This is a genomic window from Pseudomonas sp., from assembly GCF_030147005.1.
Lineage (GTDB): Bacteria > Pseudomonadota > Gammaproteobacteria > Pseudomonadales > Pseudomonadaceae > Aquipseudomonas.
In genome coordinates this window covers 1-19,453 of the sequence record NZ_JASLAW010000242.1, presented here as the reverse complement: position 1 = coordinate 19,453, position 19,453 = coordinate 1, and the positions used below count along the sequence as shown (strand labels likewise).

The 19,453-nt window shown below is 60.9% G+C and carries 21 protein-coding genes; 17 read left to right on the top strand and 4 right to left on the bottom strand.

Annotated elements, in window-relative coordinates; genetic code table 11:
• The first annotated feature begins 115 nt into the window (after positions 1–115).
• The 9 genes from Q1V60_RS22765 to Q1V60_RS22725 all read left to right on the top strand — a co-directional run bounded on the left by Q1V60_RS22765 (position 116) and on the right by Q1V60_RS22725 (position 8,518).
• A complete protein-coding gene (locus Q1V60_RS22765; RefSeq protein WP_300635042.1) occupies positions 116–1,069 on the top strand; it encodes a PleD family two-component system response regulator in 954 nt (317 codons plus the stop codon).
• Positions 1,070–1,463: 394 nt separating this feature from the next.
• Positions 1,464–2,559, top strand: a protein-coding gene (gene prfB, locus Q1V60_RS22760) for a peptide chain release factor 2 (RefSeq protein WP_300635040.1) whose coding sequence is annotated in 2 segments (ribosomal slippage) — positions 1,464–1,535 and positions 1,537–2,559 — 1,095 coding nt in all. Because the reading frame shifts where the segments join, the coding sequence is not laid out codon by codon here.
• 79 nt (positions 2,560–2,638) lie between these two features.
• Complete coding sequence (lysS, locus tag Q1V60_RS22755) at positions 2,639–4,141, top strand: lysine--tRNA ligase (RefSeq protein ID WP_300635038.1); 1,503 nt, start codon at positions 2,639–2,641, stop codon at positions 4,139–4,141.
• A gap of 106 nt (positions 4,142–4,247) precedes the next feature.
• Positions 4,248–4,964 carry a TetR family transcriptional regulator gene (locus tag Q1V60_RS22750; protein ID WP_300635036.1) on the top strand — a complete coding sequence of 239 codons (717 nt, stop codon included), beginning with the start codon at positions 4,248–4,250 and terminating at the stop codon, positions 4,962–4,964.
• 46 nt (positions 4,965–5,010) lie between these two features.
• Positions 5,011–6,288 carry a flavohemoglobin expression-modulating QEGLA motif protein gene (locus Q1V60_RS22745; protein ID WP_124361575.1) on the top strand — a complete coding sequence of 426 codons (1,278 nt, stop codon included), beginning with the start codon at positions 5,011–5,013 and terminating at the stop codon, positions 6,286–6,288.
• Between the two features lie 108 nt (positions 6,289–6,396).
• On the top strand, positions 6,397–7,299 hold the full coding sequence (locus Q1V60_RS22740; protein ID WP_300635033.1) for an alpha/beta hydrolase: 903 nt from the start codon (positions 6,397–6,399) through the stop codon (positions 7,297–7,299).
• Entirely contained in the window at positions 7,299–7,625 is a 327-nt protein-coding gene (locus Q1V60_RS22735; protein ID WP_300635031.1) for a hypothetical protein, read from the top strand. Before Q1V60_RS22740 ends, Q1V60_RS22735 begins: the two co-directional genes overlap by 1 nt.
• A 167-nt stretch (positions 7,626–7,792) precedes the next feature.
• Positions 7,793–8,164: a hypothetical protein gene (locus Q1V60_RS22730; protein ID WP_300635029.1), complete on the top strand. Its 372-nt coding sequence runs from the start codon at positions 7,793–7,795 to the stop codon at positions 8,162–8,164.
• A gap of 177 nt (positions 8,165–8,341) precedes the next feature.
• A complete protein-coding gene (locus Q1V60_RS22725; protein WP_300635027.1) occupies positions 8,342–8,518 on the top strand; it encodes a hypothetical protein in 177 nt (58 codons plus the stop codon).
• A 29-nt stretch (positions 8,519–8,547) separates the two neighbouring features.
• Here Q1V60_RS22725 and Q1V60_RS22720 read toward each other — a convergent pair whose 3' ends face one another.
• The 3 genes from Q1V60_RS22720 to Q1V60_RS22710 all read right to left on the bottom strand — a co-directional run bounded on the left by Q1V60_RS22720 (position 8,548) and on the right by Q1V60_RS22710 (position 10,441).
• On the bottom strand, positions 8,548–9,333 hold the full coding sequence (locus Q1V60_RS22720; RefSeq protein WP_300635025.1) for an OmpA family protein: 786 nt from the start codon (positions 9,331–9,333) through the stop codon (positions 8,548–8,550).
• Between the two features lie 56 nt (positions 9,334–9,389).
• A complete protein-coding gene (locus Q1V60_RS22715; RefSeq protein WP_300635023.1) occupies positions 9,390–9,815 on the bottom strand; it encodes a DUF4398 domain-containing protein in 426 nt (141 codons plus the stop codon).
• 281 nt (positions 9,816–10,096) lie between these two features.
• Complete coding sequence (locus Q1V60_RS22710) at positions 10,097–10,441, bottom strand: pilin assembly protein (RefSeq protein WP_300635021.1); 345 nt, start codon at positions 10,439–10,441, stop codon at positions 10,097–10,099.
• 163 nt (positions 10,442–10,604) lie between these two features.
• Between Q1V60_RS22710 and ppc the strand changes: the two genes are divergently transcribed.
• The 7 genes from ppc (at position 10,605) to Q1V60_RS22675 (ending at position 17,805) form a co-directional block, all read left to right on the top strand.
• Positions 10,605–13,232, top strand: a complete 2,628-nt coding sequence (ppc, locus tag Q1V60_RS22705; protein ID WP_300635019.1) for a phosphoenolpyruvate carboxylase — start codon at positions 10,605–10,607, stop codon at positions 13,230–13,232.
• 280 nt (positions 13,233–13,512) lie between these two features.
• Positions 13,513–14,160: an adenylate kinase gene (gene adk / locus Q1V60_RS22700; RefSeq protein ID WP_124369856.1), complete on the top strand. Its 648-nt coding sequence runs from the start codon at positions 13,513–13,515 to the stop codon at positions 14,158–14,160.
• A gap of 90 nt (positions 14,161–14,250) precedes the next feature.
• Complete coding sequence (tsaB, locus tag Q1V60_RS22695; protein ID WP_300635017.1) at positions 14,251–14,937, top strand: tRNA (adenosine(37)-N6)-threonylcarbamoyltransferase complex dimerization subunit type 1 TsaB; 687 nt, start codon at positions 14,251–14,253, stop codon at positions 14,935–14,937.
• A gap of 160 nt (positions 14,938–15,097) precedes the next feature.
• Positions 15,098–15,388 carry a hypothetical protein gene (locus tag Q1V60_RS22690; protein ID WP_300635015.1) on the top strand — a complete coding sequence of 97 codons (291 nt, stop codon included), beginning with the start codon at positions 15,098–15,100 and terminating at the stop codon, positions 15,386–15,388.
• The gene (locus tag Q1V60_RS22685) at positions 15,388–16,248 is read left to right on the top strand and encodes a DUF72 domain-containing protein (protein WP_300635013.1); all 861 of its coding nucleotides are present in this window, start codon (positions 15,388–15,390) and stop codon (positions 16,246–16,248) included. Before Q1V60_RS22690 ends, Q1V60_RS22685 begins: the two co-directional genes overlap by 1 nt.
• A gap of 27 nt (positions 16,249–16,275) precedes the next feature.
• Positions 16,276–17,103, top strand: a complete 828-nt coding sequence (locus Q1V60_RS22680; RefSeq protein WP_300635011.1) for an isocitrate lyase/phosphoenolpyruvate mutase family protein — start codon at positions 16,276–16,278, stop codon at positions 17,101–17,103.
• A 3-nt stretch (positions 17,104–17,106) separates the two neighbouring features.
• Positions 17,107–17,805, top strand: coding sequence for an extensin family protein (locus tag Q1V60_RS22675; RefSeq protein WP_300635010.1), 699 nt, complete (start codon positions 17,107–17,109; stop codon positions 17,803–17,805).
• A 3-nt stretch (positions 17,806–17,808) separates the two neighbouring features.
• Here the strand turns inward: Q1V60_RS22675 and Q1V60_RS22670 are convergent, their stop codons facing one another.
• Positions 17,809–18,429 carry an energy transducer TonB gene (locus Q1V60_RS22670; RefSeq protein ID WP_300635009.1) on the bottom strand — a complete coding sequence of 207 codons (621 nt, stop codon included), beginning with the start codon at positions 18,427–18,429 and terminating at the stop codon, positions 17,809–17,811.
• A gap of 96 nt (positions 18,430–18,525) precedes the next feature.
• On the opposite strand from Q1V60_RS22670, the gene Q1V60_RS22665 reads away from it, so the two are divergent.
• Entirely contained in the window at positions 18,526–19,308 is a 783-nt protein-coding gene (locus Q1V60_RS22665; protein ID WP_300635008.1) for a class I SAM-dependent methyltransferase, read from the top strand.
• Positions 19,309–19,453 lie beyond the last annotated feature (145 nt).

Below are 19,453 nucleotides of genomic sequence, written 5' to 3'. Positions count from 1 at the left end.
GGATCACCGTCGGCTTGATGCGAATCGCCTGGGCAATCGCCTGGTGCGGGTCGGCGCAAAAGTGGAAGTCGATGTTTTCTTCATGGGCCAGGCCGCGCCGCACGGCTTCGCCGCCATGGTGCTGCTGGTCGACGACCAGGCCATGATCGGCGAAGCCGTGCGGCGCGGCCTGGCCCATGAAGAAAACATCGACTTCCACTTTTGCGCCGACCCGCACCAGGCGATTGCCCAGGCGATTCGCATCAAGCCGACGGTGATCCTGCAAGACCTGGTGATGCCCGGCCTTGACGGCCTGACCCTGGTACGCGAATACCGCAACCACCCGGCCACGGCGAATATCCCGATCATCGTGCTTTCCACCAAGGAAGACCCGCTGATCAAGAGCGCAGCCTTTGCCGCCGGGGCCAACGATTACCTGGTCAAGCTGCCGGACAACATCGAACTGGCGGCGCGCATTCGCTATCACTCGCGTTCCTACATGACGCTGTTGCAGCGCGACGCCGCCTACCGCGCGCTGCGGGTCAGCCAGCAACAGTTGCTGGACACCAACCTGGTGCTGCAAAGGTTGATGAACTCCGATGGCCTGACCGGGCTGTCCAATCGCCGTCACTTCGACGAATACCTGGAACTGGAATGGCGCCGTGCCATGCGCGACCAGACCCAGCTCTCCTTGCTGATGATCGACGTGGATTTCTTCAAGACATTCAACGACAGCTTCGGTCACGTCGAAGGTGACGAGGCCCTGCGCAAAGTCGCCGAGACCATCCGCCAAGCCAGCAGTCGCCCTTCGGACCTGCCGGCGCGTTACGGCGGTGAGGAGTTTGCGTTGGTGCTGCCCAATACCTCGCCGGGCGGTGCACGGCTGGTCGCGGAAAAACTGCGCATGGCGGTGGCCGCCCTGAAAATCCCGCATATCGCGCCGTCTGAAGGTTCGAGCCTGACCATCAGCATTGGCTTGTCGACCTTGACGCCGGTGCAGGGGACCGATTGCCGCCAGTTGATCATGGCGGCGGACAAAGGCCTGTACACCGCCAAGCACAATGGGCGTAATCAGGTCGGTATCGAATAATCGCAAGCAATCCCGAGCCTCTGTGGGGCTGGCTTGCCTGCGATAGCCATAGGTATCCGCACAACGTTGGATGCGGCGCTTAACCTGTGGCGAGGGAACTTGCTCCCGTGGCGGCCCGGCAGCCCGTCGCTGTCTGCCTGGCGCCCCGCAATCCACTGTGGCAGCAGGCTTGCCTGCGAAGGCGGCCTGAGTGCATGTCCGTTGCTTAGGTAACGGCCGCTATGGGTTGCGCTTTTACAGTACCAACGGACCGCTATCGCCGGAAAGCCAGCCCCCATATTGACTGGGAGATTGTGTACAACGCTGGCCTTTTCGGCCAAGTGGACTGCCGTTTCCAGCCGTTTGCCGTTATACTCGCCGGCTTTCAAAAGTTCGCCAACGAGTGCTGCCCGCCATGGAAATCAACCCGATCCTTAACACCATCAAGGACCTGTCCGAGCGCTCCGAAACTATTCGGGGGTATCTTTGACTACGATCAAAAGCATGAGCGTCTGACCGAAGTCAATCGCGAGCTTGAAGATCCGAGTGTCTGGAACAAACCTGAGTACGCCCAGGAACTGGGCCGCGAGCGCGCTGCGCTGGCGCAGATCGTCGAGACGCTCGACGAACTGAACACCGGCCTGGCCGATTGCCGCGACCTGCTGGACATGGCCGTCGAAGAAGACGACGAAGGCGCAGTGGGCGATATCGTCGCCGAGCTGGCCCGTCTCGAGGAAAACCTCGCCAAGCTTGAATTTCGCCGTATGTTCAGCCATGAAATGGACCCGAACAACGCCTACCTGGACATCCAGGCCGGTTCCGGCGGCACCGAAGCCCAGGACTGGGCCAACATCCTGCTGCGCATGTACCTGCGCTGGGCGGACAAACGCGGTTTCGAGGCGACCATCATGGAGCTGTCCGCCGGTGAAGTCGCCGGTATCAAGGGCGCGACCGTGCACATCAAAGGGGAATACGCCTTTGGCTGGTTGCGTACCGAGATCGGCGTACACCGCCTGGTGCGCAAGAGCCCGTTCGACTCCGGTAACCGTCGCCATACTTCGTTCTCCGCTGTTTTCGTCTCGCCAGAGATCGACGACAAGGTGGAAATCGAGATCAACCCGGCCGACCTGCGCATCGACACCTACCGCTCCTCCGGCGCCGGTGGTCAGCACGTAAACACCACCGACTCGGCCGTGCGTATCACTCACGTACCGACCAACACCGTGGTCAGCTGCCAGAACGAGCGTTCCCAGCACGCGAACAAGGACACCGCCATGAAAATGCTGCGGGCCAAGTTGTACGAGCAGGAAATGCAGAAGCGCAACGCCGCTTCCCAGGCGCTGGAAGACACCAAGTCGGATATCGGCTGGGGGCACCAGATCCGTTCTTATGTGCTCGATGCGTCGCGAATCAAGGATTTGCGCACTAACATCGAACGCAGCGACTGCGACAAGGTGCTCGACGGTGATATCGACGAATACCTGGAAGCCAGCCTGAAATCCGGCCTGTAACACCCTCTGTGGGAGCGGGCTTGCCCGCGATCCTCAGCCGAAGGCTGGGGGCAACGAACCTGATGGAAAATTTAAAGACATGAGCGACCAACAACTCGACCCGCAAGCCCTGCAACAGGAAGAAAACTCCCTGATCGCCCTGCGCAAGGAAAAGCTTGCTGCCGAGCGCGCCAAGGGTAACGCCTTCCCCAACGACTTCCGCCGCGACAACTACTGCGATGCCCTGCAGAAACAGTACGCGGACAAGACCAAGGAAGAGCTGGCAGAAGCGGCGATCCCGGTCAAAGTGGCGGGTCGTATCATGCTCAACCGTGGCTCGTTCATGGTGATCCAGGACATGACCGGGCGTATCCAGGTCTACGTCAACCGCAAAACCCTTTCCGAAGAAACCCTGGCCTCGGTGAAAACCTGGGACATGGGCGACATCATTGCAGCCGAAGGCACCCTGGCCCGTTCCGGCAAAGGCGACCTGTACGTCGAAATGACCAACGTACGCCTGCTGACCAAGTCGCTGCGCCCGCTGCCGGACAAGCACCACGGCCTGACCGACACCGAGCAGCGCTACCGCCAGCGCTACGTTGACCTGATCGTCAACGAAGACGTGCGCCAGACCTTCCGCGTGCGTTCGCAGGTCATCGCCCACATCCGCAGCTTCCTGGCGGCACGCGACTTCCTGGAAGTCGAAACGCCGATGCTGCAAACCATCCCCGGTGGTGCCGCCGCCAAGCCGTTCGAAACCCACCACAACGCGCTGGACCTGCCCATGTTCCTGCGCATCGCGCCGGAGCTGTACCTCAAGCGCCTGGTGGTCGGTGGGTTCGAGAAGGTGTTCGAGATCAACCGCAACTTCCGTAACGAAGGCGTCTCGACCCGGCACAACCCTGAATTCACCATGTTGGAGTTCTACCAGGCCTACGCCGACTACGAAGACAACATGGACCTCACCGAAGAACTGTTCCGCGAGCTGGCGCAGCTCGTGCTGGGCAGCACCGACGTGCCATACGGCGACAAGGTCTTCCACTTCGGCGAGCCGTTCGTGCGCCTGTCCGTGTTCGACTCGATCCTAAAGTACAACCCTGAGCTGACCGCCGATGATCTCAACGACATCGACAAGGCCCGTGCCATCGCCAAGAAAGCCGGCGCCAAGGTGCTGGGCTTCGAAGGCGTGGGCAAACTGCAGGTGATGATTTTCGAAGAACTGGTGGAGCACAAGCTGGAACAGCCGCACTTCATTACCCAGTACCCGTTCGAAGTGTCGCCGCTGGCCCGTCGCAACGATGACAACCCGAACGTTACCGACCGTTTCGAACTGTTCATCGGTGGCCGCGAACTCGCCAACGCTTACTCCGAGCTCAACGACGCGGAAGACCAGGCCGAACGTTTCATGGCCCAGGTGGCCGACAAGGACGCCGGTGATGACGAGGCCATGCACTACGACGCCGACTTCGTGCGTGCCCTGGAGTACGGCATGCCGCCAACCGCCGGTGAAGGTATCGGCATCGACCGCCTGGTGATGCTGTTGACCAACTCGCCGTCGATCCGCGATGTGATCTTGTTCCCGCACATGCGGCCAGAAGCGTAACCGTAGCGAAATCCGAAGCCGCCTTTTATAAGGCGGCTTTTTTATGTGGCGTGTGCCAGCGTCAAGCAAACGACGCCAGGTTTTGTTCTATTCAAGGATGTGTGTGGTGAACCGCGTAATGGCTCAAGAAGGCGCCGCCGGCATTGCCGCTGCCGTGGCTGAAAGCGTCCAGTACCAAGGCCGCAAGGCCAGCCGCCGTGGCAGTGAGCAACGCCGGCAGGACATTCTCGATGCGGCCATGCGCATCGTGGTGCGCGACGGGGTACGTGCCGTGCGCCACCGGGCCGTGGCGACGGAGGCCGGGGTGCCGTTGTCGGCGACCACCTACTACTTCAAAGACATCGATGACCTGCTCACCGACACCTTCGCCCAATACGTGGAACGCAGCGCTGCCTTCATGGGCAAGCTGTGGGTGCGCAACGAAGGCCTGCTGCGCGAAATGGTCGCCTACGGCGATGGCAGCCCGGCGTCGCGCTCGCAACTGGCTGATGACATTGCCCGGCTGACCGCCGACTATGTGCAGCGCCAACTGGCCAACCGCCGCGAATACCTGATGGCCGAGCAGGCCTTCCGCCAGGAAGCGTTGTTGAACCCGCGTCTTGCCGAACTGGTACGCTCCCACCAACAGATCCTGCTGCAAGGCACCGGGCAGTTTTTCCAGGTGTTGGGCTCGCGCGAGCCGCAACAGGATGCCAAGGTGTTGACGGCGATTATCAGTCGGATGGAATATCAGGGCTTGTTGGGCAGCGCAGAGCCTCTGACCGGTGATGAGATGCTGGAGATACTCAAGCGTTACATGCACCTGGTGTTAGCCTCGGTTTGATAACCAGGGATGTTCGATAAAGGCCACGTTTAAAGAGGAAGCACCGGTGGACGATTACCAGCAGACGATACGCACCTTGTCCGATCGCATTGTGCTGGCGCAAACGCCGATCCGCGTCCTCGACGCCGTGAAGTGGGACGAGAATATTCGCCAGGGCTTTCTCAAGGCCAAGGGCAAGGCCATGCCCGCCGTGGATCGCGATTACTACCTGAACCGACCGTTGTCGTTCGACTCCAGCGCGGTCAAGCTGGAATTCCAGAACATCGAGCGCGATATCACCCGCCGCCTCGGCCAGTTCAGCCCGGTGGGGCAGATCATGCGCCGTATGTGCCGCGAGTACCGCATGGTGGTGCGTATGCTTGAAGCCCGTGGCACCGAGGATTTCGGCCTGATCTCCCAGGAACTCTACGGCGCCGCTTCAGACGCCTTCCACGCCGGCGACCCGACCCTGGCAGACCTGGGCCTGATGCTCTCGGACTACCTGAACAATATCGACGGCCGTGGCGACCTCAAGGACGAAGCCAAGACCTTGACCGCCAAGGACGCCGTCGCCTTGCTGCAGACGCGCTTGAACAAGGTGTTCGGCGAGGCTGAAGAAACGATTCGTGTGTTCGAATCCGATGGCATCGTCGCCGACGCGGCGGCGGGCGCCGACTACATCAAGATCCGCGCCGATGCGATGTTCAACGACCGTGACGTGCGCGCTCTGGAAGTGCATGAAGGCCTGGTGCATGTGGGCACCACCCTCAATGGCCAGAACCAGCCGATCTGCACGTTCCTGTCCAAGGGGCCGCCGTCGTCCACCGTGACCCAGGAAGGCCTGGCGATCCTGATGGAGATCATCACCTTCGCCTCCTACCCCAGCCGGCTGCGCAAACTGACCAACCGCACCCGCGCCATTCATATGGTGGAGGAGGGCGCTGATTTCCTGCAGGTGTTCGAGTTCTTCCGCGAGCAAGGCTTTGAGATGGCGGAAAGCTACGGCAATGCCAGTCGGGTGTTCCGTGGCTCGGTGCCCACGGGCTTGCCGTTTACCAAGGATCTGTCCTACCTCAAGGGCTTTATCATGGTCTACAACTACATCCAGTTAGCTGTGCGCAAGGGCAAGCTGGAACAAGTGCCGTTATTGTTCTGCGGCAAGACCACGCTCGAAGACATGCGCACCTTGCGTCAACTGGTCGATGAAGGCTTGGTGGTGCCGCCCAAATACCTGCCCGAACAGTTCCGCGACATGAACGCACTGGCGGCGTGGATGTGCTTTTCCAACTTCCTCAACCATTTGAGCCTGGACCGGATCGAGGCGGACTACTCCAATATCCTGTAAGGACGCGACGAAACCGATCAACCTGTGGGGAGCAGGCAGGCCAGCTTCCAGCTCCCAGCTTCCGACTTCAATCTTCATCTATTCAACTCACCCACGAGGCTTCAACGGATGAGAATCCTCGGCATTCTTTGCCTGCTACTCACATTGAACGGCTGCAGTTCCCTGCTGTTCTACCCGGAGCCCGGCCTGCCGTTCACGCCGGAAAAAGCCCACCTGGCGTATCGCGACGTCACCCTCACCACCGCCGACGGCGTGAAGCTGCACGCCTGGTGGCTGCCGGCCAAGCCTGGCGTGCCGCTCAAAGGCACCGTGCTGCACCTGCACGGCAACGGCGGCAACCTGGCCTGGCATCTGGGCGGTAGTTGGTGGTTGCCGGAGCAGGGCTACCAAGTACTGTTACTGGACTATCGGGGCTATGGGCTCTCCGAAGGCAAGCCGTCATTGCCGGCAATCTATCAGGACGTGGACGCCGCTTTCAGCTGGCTGGATAACGCGCCCGAAGCCCGTGGCCAGCCACTGATCGTCCTTGGCCAGAGCCTGGGCGGCGCGCTGGCGGTGCATTATCTGGCGGCTCACCCCGAGCGTCAGTCCCAGCTCAAGGCGTTGGTGTTGGATGGGGTGCCGGCCAGTTATCGTGACGTAGGACAATTCGCCCTGAGCACATCCTGGTTAACCTGGCCGTTGCAGGTACCTCTGTCATGGCTGGTGCCCGATGGCGACAGCGCGATCAACGCCATGCCCCGACTGACTGGCGTGCCCAAGTTGCTGTTTCACAGCCTGGATGATCCGATCGTACCCGTGTCCAACGGTATCCGCCTGTACCAAGCGGCGCCACCGCCCAGGGTGCTGCAATTGACACGAGGTGGCCATGTGCAGACGTTTGCCGACAAGACCTGGCAAACCGTGATGCTGCGTTACCTGGACGACCCGCTGCATTTCAACGGCCTGCGTCGTCTCGGCGAGATTCCGAATTATCCCATTCAACAAGCTGACCCATCAGAGAGCCCGTAATGAGTGAAGAGCGCAACATGATCCCGCTGATTCTCACCGGCATCGGCACCATCATCGGTACTGTCGGTTGCCTGTGGTACTACGGCTACCTGCACTTCGCCAAGCCGGAAGACGCGTTGTTGCTCAGCGAGTTCACAATGCTCAAGACCGTGCCCGGCGAGGACTACAAAGTCTCACTGACCCCGGCCTCTCAAGTGGCGCAGTGCGTGGATGGCGTACTGGTGATGTTCGATACCGACCAGAAAGGCCTGAGCGGCGTACTGGTAAACAGCAAGAAGCAGGCAGTGCGTTGCATGGGGCAAGAAACCCCGCAATTGCAGCAGTGAGCGATAGCTTCCGCGCCGTGGAAAAGTGCCGGTATCCGTGCAGATTATTGATTTGACCCCCCTTCAGCCGCTCGACTGAGCGGAACCATCCTGACTCACCCACCACAGATCATGGACTGATCGGCAAGGCTGCTCAGTCCATTTATTGACGGTTGGAGTTAGCGTTCATGGCAGGAATCAACGCAATATCGGGTGGCGCGCACATCGGTGGCATTGGCGGCGGCATGGGCGGTGTGGGAAACGCCGGCAATAGCCAGGGGAGCTCTCAGAAAGGCCTGGACCAGCAGATTCAAGAGCTGAAAAACAAGATTCAGGAACTTCAATCAAAAGGCCTTCAGGAAAACCAGGGGAACAGTGGTGCTGGTGGGGAAGATCCCCTCAAGGCATTGGAAGAACTGCTGAAGAGGCTGCTCGCACAGAAGGCTGGCGGTGCGCAGGGCGGTCAGGGCGCACAGGATGGCCAAAGCGGCGGTCAGAATCAGGGCCAGCGCCAAATCCAGCCTCCGCAATCGCAAGGTACGGGCCCCGTCGGCTTCTGATGGGTGCATTCAGATAAACCGCCTTCATTGGCGGTTTTTCAGGGTGCATCAAGCGACCTGCCATCGCTCTTGACGCGAATGTCTGGAACCGTATCGCGCCAGATGCCACAGACAGCGATGTAATTTACACAAAGCGGGGCCAAGACTGTGGCGATAACTATTGCTGCAATACGCAACATGTTGGACATGGCCAGGGGACATGAAGCGCTGGAGCGGCGAGACGCCGAGGAAGATGAACTCAAGCAATTGATGGATAAGCTGTCACAGAATGCTTATAGCTCCAAAATCGAAATGCCTGCCGACGATACTCACCGCACCATCCAGTTTGACGAACCCAAAAAAAACCCACCGTGAGGTGGGTTTTTTTATGCCGCTTCAATCAATCAGTTAGCCACGGAAGAACGTGGCTTGACCGGCTGGTTGTCGTTGGAGATGGTGACTTCAACGCGGCGGTTCATCGCACGGCCCGATACGCTGCCGTTATCGGCAACCGGGTATTCCTTGCCGTAGCCCTGGGTCACGATGCGCGAAATATCCACGCCTTGCTGTGCCAGTGCACGCTGTACGGAAGCCGCACGGCGCTCCGACAGGCTCTGGTTGTACGAGTCGGAACCGGTGCTGTCGGTGTAGCCTTCGACGATCACTTTACGGTCCGGGTTGTCGCGCAGGAACTGAGCCAGCTTGGTGATATTCACCAGGCCGCTGGACTTCAGGTCGGACTTGTTAGTCGCGAACAACACGTCACCGAAGGTCACCAGGGTGCCGCGCTCGGTTTGCTTGGCGTTCAAGCTGTTTTGCAGTTGCTTGATCTGCGCGTCACGGGCGTCCAGCAGGGCGCGGGCACGTTCGTCGCCGGCGTTTTTCAGCTTGGCTTCCGACTCACGCAAGGAAATGGTGTCTTTCGCCACTTCCACGCGCTGGTTGGTCAGGTAGGCCAGTTGGTCGACCTTCTTCTCGTCTTCCTTGTCGCGGTAGGCCTTGTCGGCCTTGTCCAGCCACTCGCTGGCGTCTTTGGTTTCCAGCGCCGCGAGCTTGGTGGCTTGCGGGTTGGTTTGCAGGGCCGTGAAGTTGGTCCGTGCGTTTTCCAGATTCGCGTTAGGCGGGGTGGAGCAGGCTGCCAGGGCAACGCTCATCGCCAACAGGGCAGGGATCATCAATTGTTTACGCATAGTCGTGTCGTCCTTTCAATTCGATATCAGGTGCGATGCATTCAAGGGGCAGCGGCTTACTTCTGCTGGATAGCAGCCGGGCGCATGCCTTCCTTACGCAACTCGTCAACTGCTTTCTGGGAATCCTTGACCGCTTGCTCGGCCTTGGCAGCCTGGGCTTTACGCTCAGCAACACGAGCGTCCCACTCGGCTTGTTCAGCCAACTGACGAGCTTTTTCGTAGTTCTTGTCGTGCATCGCGATTTCGGCTTCTTTGAGCTTGTCCTGGGCCGACTTCATTTCAACGGCTGCGAACTCGGTACCGCCGGCGCTGACCGCGCTGTTGACCGCAGACTGGGTCACTGCGTACTGCTCGGTCGGCGGGTTACCGGCGCAACCAGCCAGAACGAAGCTGGTGCCGATTGCCAGCGCGGCCAATTTAAGCCCGCGCAGGTGGTTAAACGAGGATTTGGCAGTGCTGGTCTTCATCGTCTTCAACTCCATTGGATAACTCCTGAAAAACATCAAAATCCATCTTGGTGTTCGTTTGCGGGCCCGGCGATAAAGCTCATGACGCCAGTTCAAACGAGCGTTCCAAGTGATGGCTTACTGGCTGTGACCGGAGGCTTTTTTCAAAAGTTCAGCGTAGCTGGCGATTTGCCTAAAAAAATATCTGACTAAACGGTCAGCATTGGAAAATTGGAACTTTTGCCATGCGCAACGGTATTCCGAGCCACCCAGAGGCCCGAAATACAAGGGTTAAATTAACGTCGTTGCAGAGGGGATCAGTGTTTCTGCTCGTCTGCGCTCGCTGATAAATCGTGCAGATAGCGGCGCGACAACGTCAGAAAACGCGGTGTAGGCCCGACGTCTTCATACAACGGATCGCCTTCCTCGTCGGTGGCAATCACTTGTTGGCCCTTGACGTAGGGAAAGCTGGCTTCCAGCTCTTCAAGGGCGGCGCCGATCAGTTCGCCGAGCAATTCTTCGGTGTGGCGCTTGGGGTACATCTCGGCAAGCGCGGCGAGCCTGGCGGCGGCTTCTACATCCAGATGAATCGCATAGTGAGTTTCGGTCAGTCGACCCTTGGCGGTTTCTTCCCAGTGCTGGGGCAGATCTCGAATTTTCATGGCAACCTCAATAATGAGTGACCAGCCACCGGTGTGCGTAACGCGGCGACTCAAGGTTGAGACTAGCTGGAGGCGACAAGGTTTAAAGTGTCTTGTCAGAAACCGGCGCCGACGGCACTCTGGACCCCCTGCGCGTCCCGGATTTCTGGCTGGAGATTGGCTGATGAGTGATATCGATGCACGCTTGCGTGAGGATGTTCACCTGCTGGGTGAACTGTTGGGCAACACCATTCGAGAGCAATACGGCGATGATTTTCTCGACAAGATCGAGCAGATCCGTAAAGGCGCCAAGGCTGACCGGCGCGGCGCGGGCGATGAGCTCAGCACGAGCTTGAATCAGCTCAAGGAAGACGAACTGCTGCCCGTGGCACGGGCCTTCAACCAGTTCCTCAACCTGGCCAATATCGCCGAGCAGTACCAGTTGATTCACCGGCGCGATGAGTCGCAGCCGGCGCCCTTCGAGTCCCGCGTGTTGCCGCAGTTGCTGGCCCGCCTGCAAAGCGAAGGCCACAGCGATGAATCCCTGGCCCGCCAATTGGCGCAGCTGGAGATCGAGCTGGTCCTCACCGCCCACCCCACCGAGGTCGCGCGCCGTACCCTTATCCAGAAGTACGATGCGATCGCCGCGCAACTGGCGTTGCAGGACCACCGTGATCTCACCGGCGCCGAGCGCGATCAGATCCGTGAGCGCTTGCAGCGACTGATCGCCGAGGCCTGGCACACCGAAGAAATTCGCCGTATCCGGCCCACGCCGGTGGACGAGGCCAAATGGGGCTTTGCGGTCATCGAGCATTCATTGTGGCAGGCTATTCCCAATTATCTGCGCAAAGCTGACCACGCCTTGCATGCCGCAACCGGCTTGCGCCTGCCGCTTTCGGCCGCGCCGATTCGATTTGCTTCGTGGATGGGCGGCGACCGTGACGGCAACCCGAATGTCACAGCGCCGGTCACCCGTGAAGTGCTGCTGCTGGCGCGCTGGATGGCGGCGGATTTGTATTTGCGCGATATCGACCAGCTCGCCTCCGAGCTGTCCATGCAACAGGCCAGCCCCGCGCTGCAAGCCCAGGTGGGGGAGAGCGTCGAACCCTACCGCGCCTTGCTCAAGCAACTGCGCGAACGTCTGCGCGCCACGCGTCAGTGGGCCCATGCCGCATTAAGTGGCAATACACCGGCGCCGGCGCAGGTGTTGCAGGACAATCGCGACCTGCTCGGTCCGCTGGAGCTGTGCTATCAGTCGCTGCATGAGTGCGGCATGGGCGTGATTGCCGATGGCCCGTTGCTCGACTGCCTGCGGCGCGCCGTGACGTTTGGCCTGTTCCTCGTACGCCTGGATGTACGCCAGGATTCCGCTCGGCACTCGTCAGCCATGACCGAAATCACCGACTACCTCGGCCTGGGGCGTTATGAGGACTGGGACGAAGACGCTCGCGTCAGCTTCCTGACTGCAGAGCTGACCAACCGTCGACCGCTGCTGCCGGGTTATTTCGAGCCGTCGCCGGACACCGCGGAAGTCTTGAACACCTGCCGGGAAATCGCCGCCGCACCGGCCGCGTCGCTGGGTTCCTATGTGATCTCCATGGCCGGCGCCGCCTCGGATGTGCTGGCGGTGCAACTGCTGCTCAAAGAATCGGGGGTACAGCGGCCGATGCGCGTGGTGCCGCTGTTCGAAACCCTCGCCGACCTGGATAACGCCGGGCCGGTGATGGAGCGGCTGCTGCAGCTGCCGGACTATCGCGCGCGGCTGCAAGGCCCGCAGGAAGTGATGATCGGCTATTCGGACTCGGCCAAGGATGCCGGCACCACCGCCGCGGCCTGGGCGCAGTACCGGGCACAGGAACGCCTGGTGGAGATCTGCCGTGAGCAGCAAGTGGAATTGCTGTTGTTCCACGGTCGTGGTGGCACCGTGGGCCGTGGTGGTGGCCCGGCGCATGCGGCGATCCTGTCGCAGCCGCCGGGCTCGGTGGCGGGGCGGTTCCGCACCACCGAACAAGGCGAGATGATCCGGTTCAAGTTTGGCCTGCCGGATATTGCCGAGCAGAACCTCAACCTCTACCTGGCGGCAGTACTCGAAGCCACGTTGTTGCCACCGCCGCCGCCTCAGCCGGCGTGGCGTCATTTGATGGACGAATTGGCGGCCGACGGCGTCAGCGCATACCGTGCGGTGGTGCGGGAAAATCCGCAATTCGTCGAGTATTTCCGCCAGTCCACACCGGAGCAGGAGCTGGGACGTTTACCGCTCGGCAGCCGCCCGGCCAAGCGACGCGCCGGCGGTATTGAAAGCTTGCGCGCCATTCCCTGGATCTTCGGCTGGACCCAGACCCGCTTGATGCTGCCCGCCTGGCTCGGTTGGGAAGCGGCATTGAGCAAGGCCCTGGAGCGCGGCGAGGGTGAGTTGCTGGGGCAGATGCGTGAGCAGTGGCCGTTCTTCCGCACGCGCATCGATATGCTGGAAATGGTACTGGCCAAGGCCGATGCCGATATCGCCCGCCTATATGATGAGCGCCTGGTGCAGCCCGACCTGCTGCCATTGGGGGCGCACTTACGCGACCTATTGTCGCAGGCGTGCAAGGTGGTGCTTGGCTTGACCGGCCAGTCGCAACTGTTGGCCCATAGTCCGGACACCCTGGAGTTCATCCGCCTGCGCAACACCTACCTCGACCCCTTGCATCTGTTGCAGGCGGAATTGCTCGCACGCTCTCGCCAACGCGAAGCGGCGCAAGACAGCCCTCTGGAACAGGCGCTGCTGGTGTCCGTAGCCGGTATCGCCGCCGGTTTGCGCAACACCGGCTGAGGTTTTTCGCGTGTTCTCAACGGCTTGCGGATGAACCGCGACGACCGCCCTGAAAAGGGCGGTCGTTGTTTGAGGGGGTGGGTTGCGCTCAGGCAAACCCTTTACCCGACGCTTGCCTGGTGCGGGTTTCTCCTACTTTGGGCGGCTTGTATGGTGAGGGCCCGCTGTGTATCTTGATCAGCCTTTGGCCGTTTGATCGGCCTGGAACCACATTTTTACGAGATTGGCCCCACGCGGCGAATCCGAGCGTCATCTCTATAAAAAATTGAGGAGCACATCGATGCGCGTCATTCTGCTGGGAGCTCCCGGGGCCGGTAAAGGTACTCAGGCAAAGTTCATCACTGAAAAATTCGGCATTCCACAAATCTCCACCGGCGACATGCTGCGCGCGGCCGTCAAGGCGGGCACCGAGCTGGGCCTGATCGCCAAGAGCGTGATGGACAGCGGCGGCCTGGTCTCCGATGACCTGATCATCAACCTGGTCAAGGAACGCATCAGCCAGGAAGATTGCAAGAACGGTTTCCTGTTCGACGGCTTCCCGCGCACCATTCCCCAGGCTGAAGCGCTGGTGAAAGCGGGCGTCGAGTTGGACGCCGTGGTCGAGATCGCCGTTGAAGACGAAGAGATCGTCCAGCGTATTGCCGGTCGGCGCGTGCACGAAGGCTCTGGCCGCGTGTATCACATCGTCTACAACCCGCCCAAAGTGGCTGGCAAGGACGATGTCACCGGTGAAGACCTGGTGCAGCGCAAGGACGATACCGAAGAAACCGTGCGTCATCGCCTGTCGGTCTACCATTCCCAGACCAAGCCGCTGGTGGACTTTTACCAGAAGCTGTCCGCTGCGCAGGGCAAGCCGAAATACAGCCATATCCCTGGCGTTGGCTCCGTGGAAGCAATCACTGCCAAGGTGCTGCAAGCACTGAGCTGATGCTTTGATCGGCTGCACTGACAACGGCCCGCTTGCGGGCCGTTGTTGTTTATACTGGCGCACTTTTTTTCGATTTGGACACCCACACCCATGAGCACCCTGCTGGCCCTGGACACCGCGACTGAAGCTTGCTCCGTTGCCTTGCTGCACGACGGCAAAGTAACCAGCCACTACGAGGTGATCCCGCGCCTGCACGCGCAAAAGCTGTTGCCGATGATCAAGCAATTGCTGGAAGACGCCGGCACCCACTTGGCGGCCGTGGACGCCATCGCGTTTGGCCGTGGCCCCGGCGCATTTACCGGCGTGCGCATTGCCATTGGCGTGGTGCAGGGCTTGGCATTTGCGTTGGAGCGCCCGGTATTGCCGGTGTCCAACCTTGCCGTACTGGCTCAGCGTGCGCTGCGTGAGCATGGCGCCTCGCAAGTGGCGGCGGCGATTGATGCGCGCATGGATGAAGTCTATTGGGGCTGCTACCGCGAGAGCGCCGGTGAAATGCGCCTGATCGGCGTGGAGGCCGTGCAGGCACCGGAATCATCGGTATTGCCCGAAGATGCCGACGGCGACTGGTTTGGGGCGGGTACCGGCTGGGGATATGGAGAGCGGATCGGCGTCCAACTGGCCGGCCAGGACCCCACGATGCTGCCTCATGCAGCGGATTTGCTGACCTTGGCGCGGTTTGCGTTTGAGCGGGGTGAAGCGATTCCAGCCGATCAGGCGGCGCCCGTGTACTTGCGCGATAAGGTCGCGCAAACCAAGGCCGAACGCGGTATTACTTGACGCCAAAAATGATGGCATTTTGAGGCAAATTTCGCCAATCGTCAGAATTTGCCCCGGTTTTTAAACCTTTTTCAAAATATGTGTTCTAGTTATCACCAGAGCATTTGCGCGCAACGGAAGTCGCCACTAAAATGCCATCACTGATACCGAGTTCGCATATATGCGTATAGATGGATTTTCCTCACAGTCCTATCCCGTCAAGCGTAAGCCGCGAAAGGCCAACGTCACGGTAGACGAGTCCGTCGAGGATTCGCCGGATTTCATTGAAGTCCAGTCCGATGCGCAGGCCGGCGCTCAAGCACGTATCAGCGGTCTTCCGGCCCGTCAGCAAGACATGGTCTTCCCCCGTTCCATGAGCAAAAGCGTTGCCACCGCCCTGGCCAGCTACCTGACCACCGCCGGCTTTGTCGAATGGGATATGGAAGTGCTGGGTCTCGATATCCATATCTGATGCGTCTGCCTTACTACATCGGCTGCCCCTCCTGGAGTGAAAACGCCTGGCGCGAGTACCTGTACCCGGCCGACGCCCGCTCCAACGATTACCTCGGGCTCTATTCCCAGGTCTTCAACGCGGTTGAAGGCAACACCACCTTTTACGCACGCCCCTCGGCCGCCACGGTGCAGCGCTGGGCCGAAATCATGCCCGATGACTTTCGCTTCACCGCCAAATTCCCGGGTGATATCAGCCATGGCGGTGACTTGCGCGAGCAATTGCCGGCGGCGGAAAGCTTTGTCGGGTTGATGAGCCCCTTGGGCGAACGCATTTCGCCGTTGTGGCTGCAACTGTCAAAGGCTTTTACACCGCAACGCCTCGGTGAGCTGGCCGGATTCCTGGACGGCATTGATCGTCCGCTGGCTGTTGAAGTCCGTCACGAGGCGTTCTTCGCCAAGGGCGAGGCCGAGCGCATGCTCAACCGCCTGTTGCGCGACCGTGGCGTCGAACGCATCTGCCTTGATCCGCGGGCACTGTTCAGTTGCACCTGCACCTCGCCGGCCGTGCTGCATGCCCAGTCGAAAAAACCCAAAGTGCCCCCACGGCCGGCAGCGTTGACTCAATTTCCTCAAGTGCGCTTTATCGGGCATCCCGAGCTTGAAGCCAACGACCCGTTCCTGATTCCCTGGGTCGAAAAAATCGCCAGCTGGATCGAAGAGGGGCGCACTCCCTATATGTTCCTGCACACCTCGGATAACCGCCTCGCCGCACAGTTGGCCCTGCGCTTTCACGATCAGCTGATGGCGCGTTTGCCAGGGCTCGCACCGTTGCCGACCTTGCATCGAGAACCCGTGGCGCAGCAACTGGGGTTACTCTAAGGCTCCTTTTCTCGCCAGGAGTCAGTCATGGATGCCCAAACCCTTCGCGCCGAAGCCTTCAAAGCCCTGCACCAGCGAGATCGCGCCTTTGTAATGCCCAATCCGTGGGATGCAGGTTCGGCCATTATGCTTGCCAGCCTTGGCTTCGAAGCGTTGGCCACCACCAGCGCGGGCTTTGCGTTCAGCCTGGGGCGGCCGGATGCGGAAGGCGCGCTGTCTCTGGAAGACACCCTGGGCAATGCCGGCACCATCGCCCGGGCGACTTCGCTGCCGGTCGCCGCCGACCTGGAGAACGGCTTCAGCGACACCCCCGAAGGTTGCGCCCAGACCATTCTGCGCGCCGCCGCCACCGGTATCGTCGGCGGTTCCATTGAAGACGCCACGGGCGTTGCGGTCGATCCGATCTACCCCTTCGACCTCGCCGTCGAGCGCGTCGAGGCCGCCGTTGCTGCTGCCCGCAGCCTGGGGTTTGCGTTCACGCTGACGGCTCGCGCAGAAAATCTCCTGCATGGCCGCCTGGATTTGCCCGACACCATCCGCCGCCTGCAAGCCTACGCCGAGGCGGGCGCCGATGTGCTGTATGCGCCGGGTCTGCGCAGTGCCGAGGAAGTGCTGGCGGTCGTCAAAGCCGTCGCGCCCAAACCTGCGAATGTGTTGATGTCCGGTGGCTTGAACCTCAGCGTCGCGCAGTTGAACGAACTGGGCGTGCGTCGCATCAGCGTGGGCTCGGCCTTGGCCCTGGCGGCCTATGGTGAGTTCTATCGGGCGGCGCAGGAAGTTTACGCGTTGGGCACCTTTACCTTTACCGAGCGCAAGATGCCGTTCGACCAAGCCAATCAATTCTTCAAGGGCTAAGCCGTGCGGTCGATCACCTTGATGGGCGCGTTGCTGTTGCTCGGCGGCGCTGTTGCCGTGGGCGTATGGCGGGGCTGGGTGCCGTTGCCGAATGAGTGGAACCCATGGGCGCCGCTGGACGTGCGCGCCAGCCCGAACCTGTTGACTCGCTACAAGTTAGGGCGGCTGCAGGATGATCCCGGCTTGTGCGACCAGGTGTTGAAAACCTCGGGGTTGCGCGTGAGCCGTCAGGCAGACTCATCCACCGACGCCGCCTGCCCCTTGCGCAACACCTTGCGGGTACAGGGCGCAGAGGTTGGCTTAAGCAGCAGCTTTCTGGCCAGTTGCCCATTGGCTGTAGCCTTTGCATTGTTCGAGCGCCACAGCGTGCAGCCGGCGGCTCAGGCGGTATACGGCCAAGCGGTGACGCGGGTCGATCACTTGGGCAGTTTCGCTTGTCGCAATATCTACAACCGCGCCCAAGGCCAACTTAGCCAGCATGCCTCGGCCAATGCCTTGGATATCGCCGGGTTTCGCCTGGCCGATGGGCGCAGCATCAGTGTGCTCAAGGGCTGGCAGGGAGACGGTGCGGATGCACGGTTTTTGCGTCAGGTGCGTGACGGTGCCTGTAACGCTTTCAATGGGGTGTTGAGCCCTGACTATAACGCCGCGCACCGTAACCACTTTCATTTGGATATGGGGCGCTGGTGGGTGTGCCGCTAAGGGTCAGGCGGCCAGACGCAGGTTGTTGGCGATCAGCGGGCGTGCCCAGTGGTAGTCGAAGTCCAGGGCCTTCTGCTGCTCCGCCAAATCCTGTTCAGTGAATGGCGTTGCGGCCGGCGGCAGCAAATCCAGCTCGAACTCGGCAATCGGCAGATGCAGCGGACGCGGTTGTGGCGCCGGGCCGGGTTCAACAACGGGTTGGCACGCATTCAGGACAAGCGGCCGTACCCAGCCGCTTTCGAAGGACTGCTGACGTTGCTGGGCGATGAGTTCTTCATCGGGGAATGGCGCCGCCGCGGGTGGCAGCAACTCGGTCTCGAATTCGGCAATCGGCAGGAACAGCGGCTCAGGCGGGGCGATCACGGTGTCTTTCACGTCGCATTCACGCTGGGTGAGGATCTGCGCCAGCAGGTCGGCGCCTTCGCTGGGCTCAACCGCCGGATCTTTCGGTGCAGGCGCCGTGGCGGCAAGCGCGCCCGGCGTAGCGCCGAGCTGCTCGGCCAGGGCGCGGGCGAAGAAGTCCTGCCACACATGGCTCACCCCGGCCAGCGCTTGAGTATTGCGCAGGCCGTAGTGGTTGTGGGTCGGCAGTACACCGATAGTTAGGGGGAGAATGTCTGACATTTTTCTCGGTCGACGCTCAGCTCTGGCAAAATACCTGACTGTTGTTTTTATCGGCCGGTGTTTGCCGAACCTTAATATTTTCGAGCGTAGCGATTGATGAGCGAACAACCAGCGGCCAGCCGCATTCGGGTCGAGGCTTTGGCCGAAGGATTCCAGGCCCACGCCGAGCAGTGGGCGTCGCTGCTGGGCTTGCCGCTAGCGGTGGCGGACGCGGGTTTTTCCCTGCAAGTCGGCGAACAAGGCCTTCAGCTGCAACAGCTCGGGCCCGACGCACCTGGGCCGGTGCGGGTCGACTTTGTCGAAGGCGGCGCGGCACACCGGCGTTTATATGGCGGCGGCAGCGGGCAAATGATCGCCAAGGCCGTGGGCATCGCCCAAGGCGTGCGTCCCCGCGTGCTGGATGCCACGGCGGGCTTGGGCAAGGATGCGTTCGTACTGGCCAGTCTGGGCTGTGAGATGAGCCTGATCGAGCGCCAGCCGTTGATCGGCGCCCTGCTCGAAGACGGCCTGGCGCGCGCCGCGCAGGATTTTGAAGTGGCGCCGATTGTGGCGCGCATGACGCTGCTCAAGGGCAACTCCATCGACGTGATGCTCAATTGGCAGGGCGAGCCACCCCAAGTGATCTACCTGGACCCCATGTTTCCGCATCGCGAGAAAACCGCCCTGGTGAAGAAGGAAATGCGCCTGTTCCGGCCGTTGGTTGGCGACGACCCGGATGCACCGGCCCTGCTCGCGGCTGCCCTGGCCCTGGCCAGCCACCGCGTGGTGGTCAAGCGCCCGCGCAAGGCACCGTGCATCGACGGGCCCAAACCGAGCCATGCCCTGGATGGCAAGTCCAGCCGCTATGACATCTACCCGAAGAAGGCGCTCAAGCCCTGAGTTTTCGCTGGGGTTGTGGGCCCCATCGCGGGCAAGCCCTAATGCCGGTCAGTTAAGCGCTAAAGCAGAAAAACCTGCGACCTGTGGCGAGGGAGCTTGCTCCCGTTGGGGCGCGAAGCGGCCCCAAAAATGGGACTGCTACGCA

Excerpts from the sequence above, each read along its gene's own strand:
- Q1V60_RS22710 (WP_300635021.1), bottom strand. The coding sequence starts at position 10,441 with ATGAAAATTCGAGATCTGCCCCAGCACTGGGAAGAAACCGCCAAGGGT.
- Q1V60_RS22670 (WP_300635009.1), bottom strand. The coding sequence starts at position 18,429 with ATGTCAGACATTCTCCCCCTAACTATCGGTGTACTGCCGACCCACAAC.
- adk (WP_124369856.1), top strand. The coding sequence starts at position 13,513 with ATGCGCGTCATTCTGCTGGGAGCTCCCGGGGCCGGTAAAGGTACTCAG.
- Q1V60_RS22740 (WP_300635033.1), top strand. The coding sequence starts at position 6,397 with ATGAGAATCCTCGGCATTCTTTGCCTGCTACTCACATTGAACGGCTGC.
- Q1V60_RS22765 (WP_300635042.1), top strand. The coding sequence starts at position 116 with ATGGTGCTGCTGGTCGACGACCAGGCCATGATCGGCGAAGCCGTGCGG.
- tsaB (WP_300635017.1), top strand. The coding sequence starts at position 14,251 with ATGAGCACCCTGCTGGCCCTGGACACCGCGACTGAAGCTTGCTCCGTT.
- Q1V60_RS22725 (WP_300635027.1), top strand. The coding sequence starts at position 8,342 with ATGTTGGACATGGCCAGGGGACATGAAGCGCTGGAGCGGCGAGACGCC.
- ppc (WP_300635019.1), top strand. The coding sequence starts at position 10,605 with ATGAGTGATATCGATGCACGCTTGCGTGAGGATGTTCACCTGCTGGGT.
- Q1V60_RS22720 (WP_300635025.1), bottom strand. The coding sequence starts at position 9,333 with ATGCGTAAACAATTGATGATCCCTGCCCTGTTGGCGATGAGCGTTGCC.
- Q1V60_RS22665 (WP_300635008.1), top strand. The coding sequence starts at position 18,526 with ATGAGCGAACAACCAGCGGCCAGCCGCATTCGGGTCGAGGCTTTGGCC.
- Q1V60_RS22680 (WP_300635011.1), top strand. The coding sequence starts at position 16,276 with ATGGATGCCCAAACCCTTCGCGCCGAAGCCTTCAAAGCCCTGCACCAG.
- Q1V60_RS22715 (WP_300635023.1), bottom strand. The coding sequence starts at position 9,815 with ATGGAGTTGAAGACGATGAAGACCAGCACTGCCAAATCCTCGTTTAAC.
- Q1V60_RS22730 (WP_300635029.1), top strand. The coding sequence starts at position 7,793 with ATGGCAGGAATCAACGCAATATCGGGTGGCGCGCACATCGGTGGCATT.
- Q1V60_RS22735 (WP_300635031.1), top strand. The coding sequence starts at position 7,299 with ATGAGTGAAGAGCGCAACATGATCCCGCTGATTCTCACCGGCATCGGC.
- Q1V60_RS22690 (WP_300635015.1), top strand. The coding sequence starts at position 15,098 with ATGCGTATAGATGGATTTTCCTCACAGTCCTATCCCGTCAAGCGTAAG.
- lysS (WP_300635038.1), top strand. The coding sequence starts at position 2,639 with ATGAGCGACCAACAACTCGACCCGCAAGCCCTGCAACAGGAAGAAAAC.
- Q1V60_RS22685 (WP_300635013.1), top strand. The coding sequence starts at position 15,388 with ATGCGTCTGCCTTACTACATCGGCTGCCCCTCCTGGAGTGAAAACGCC.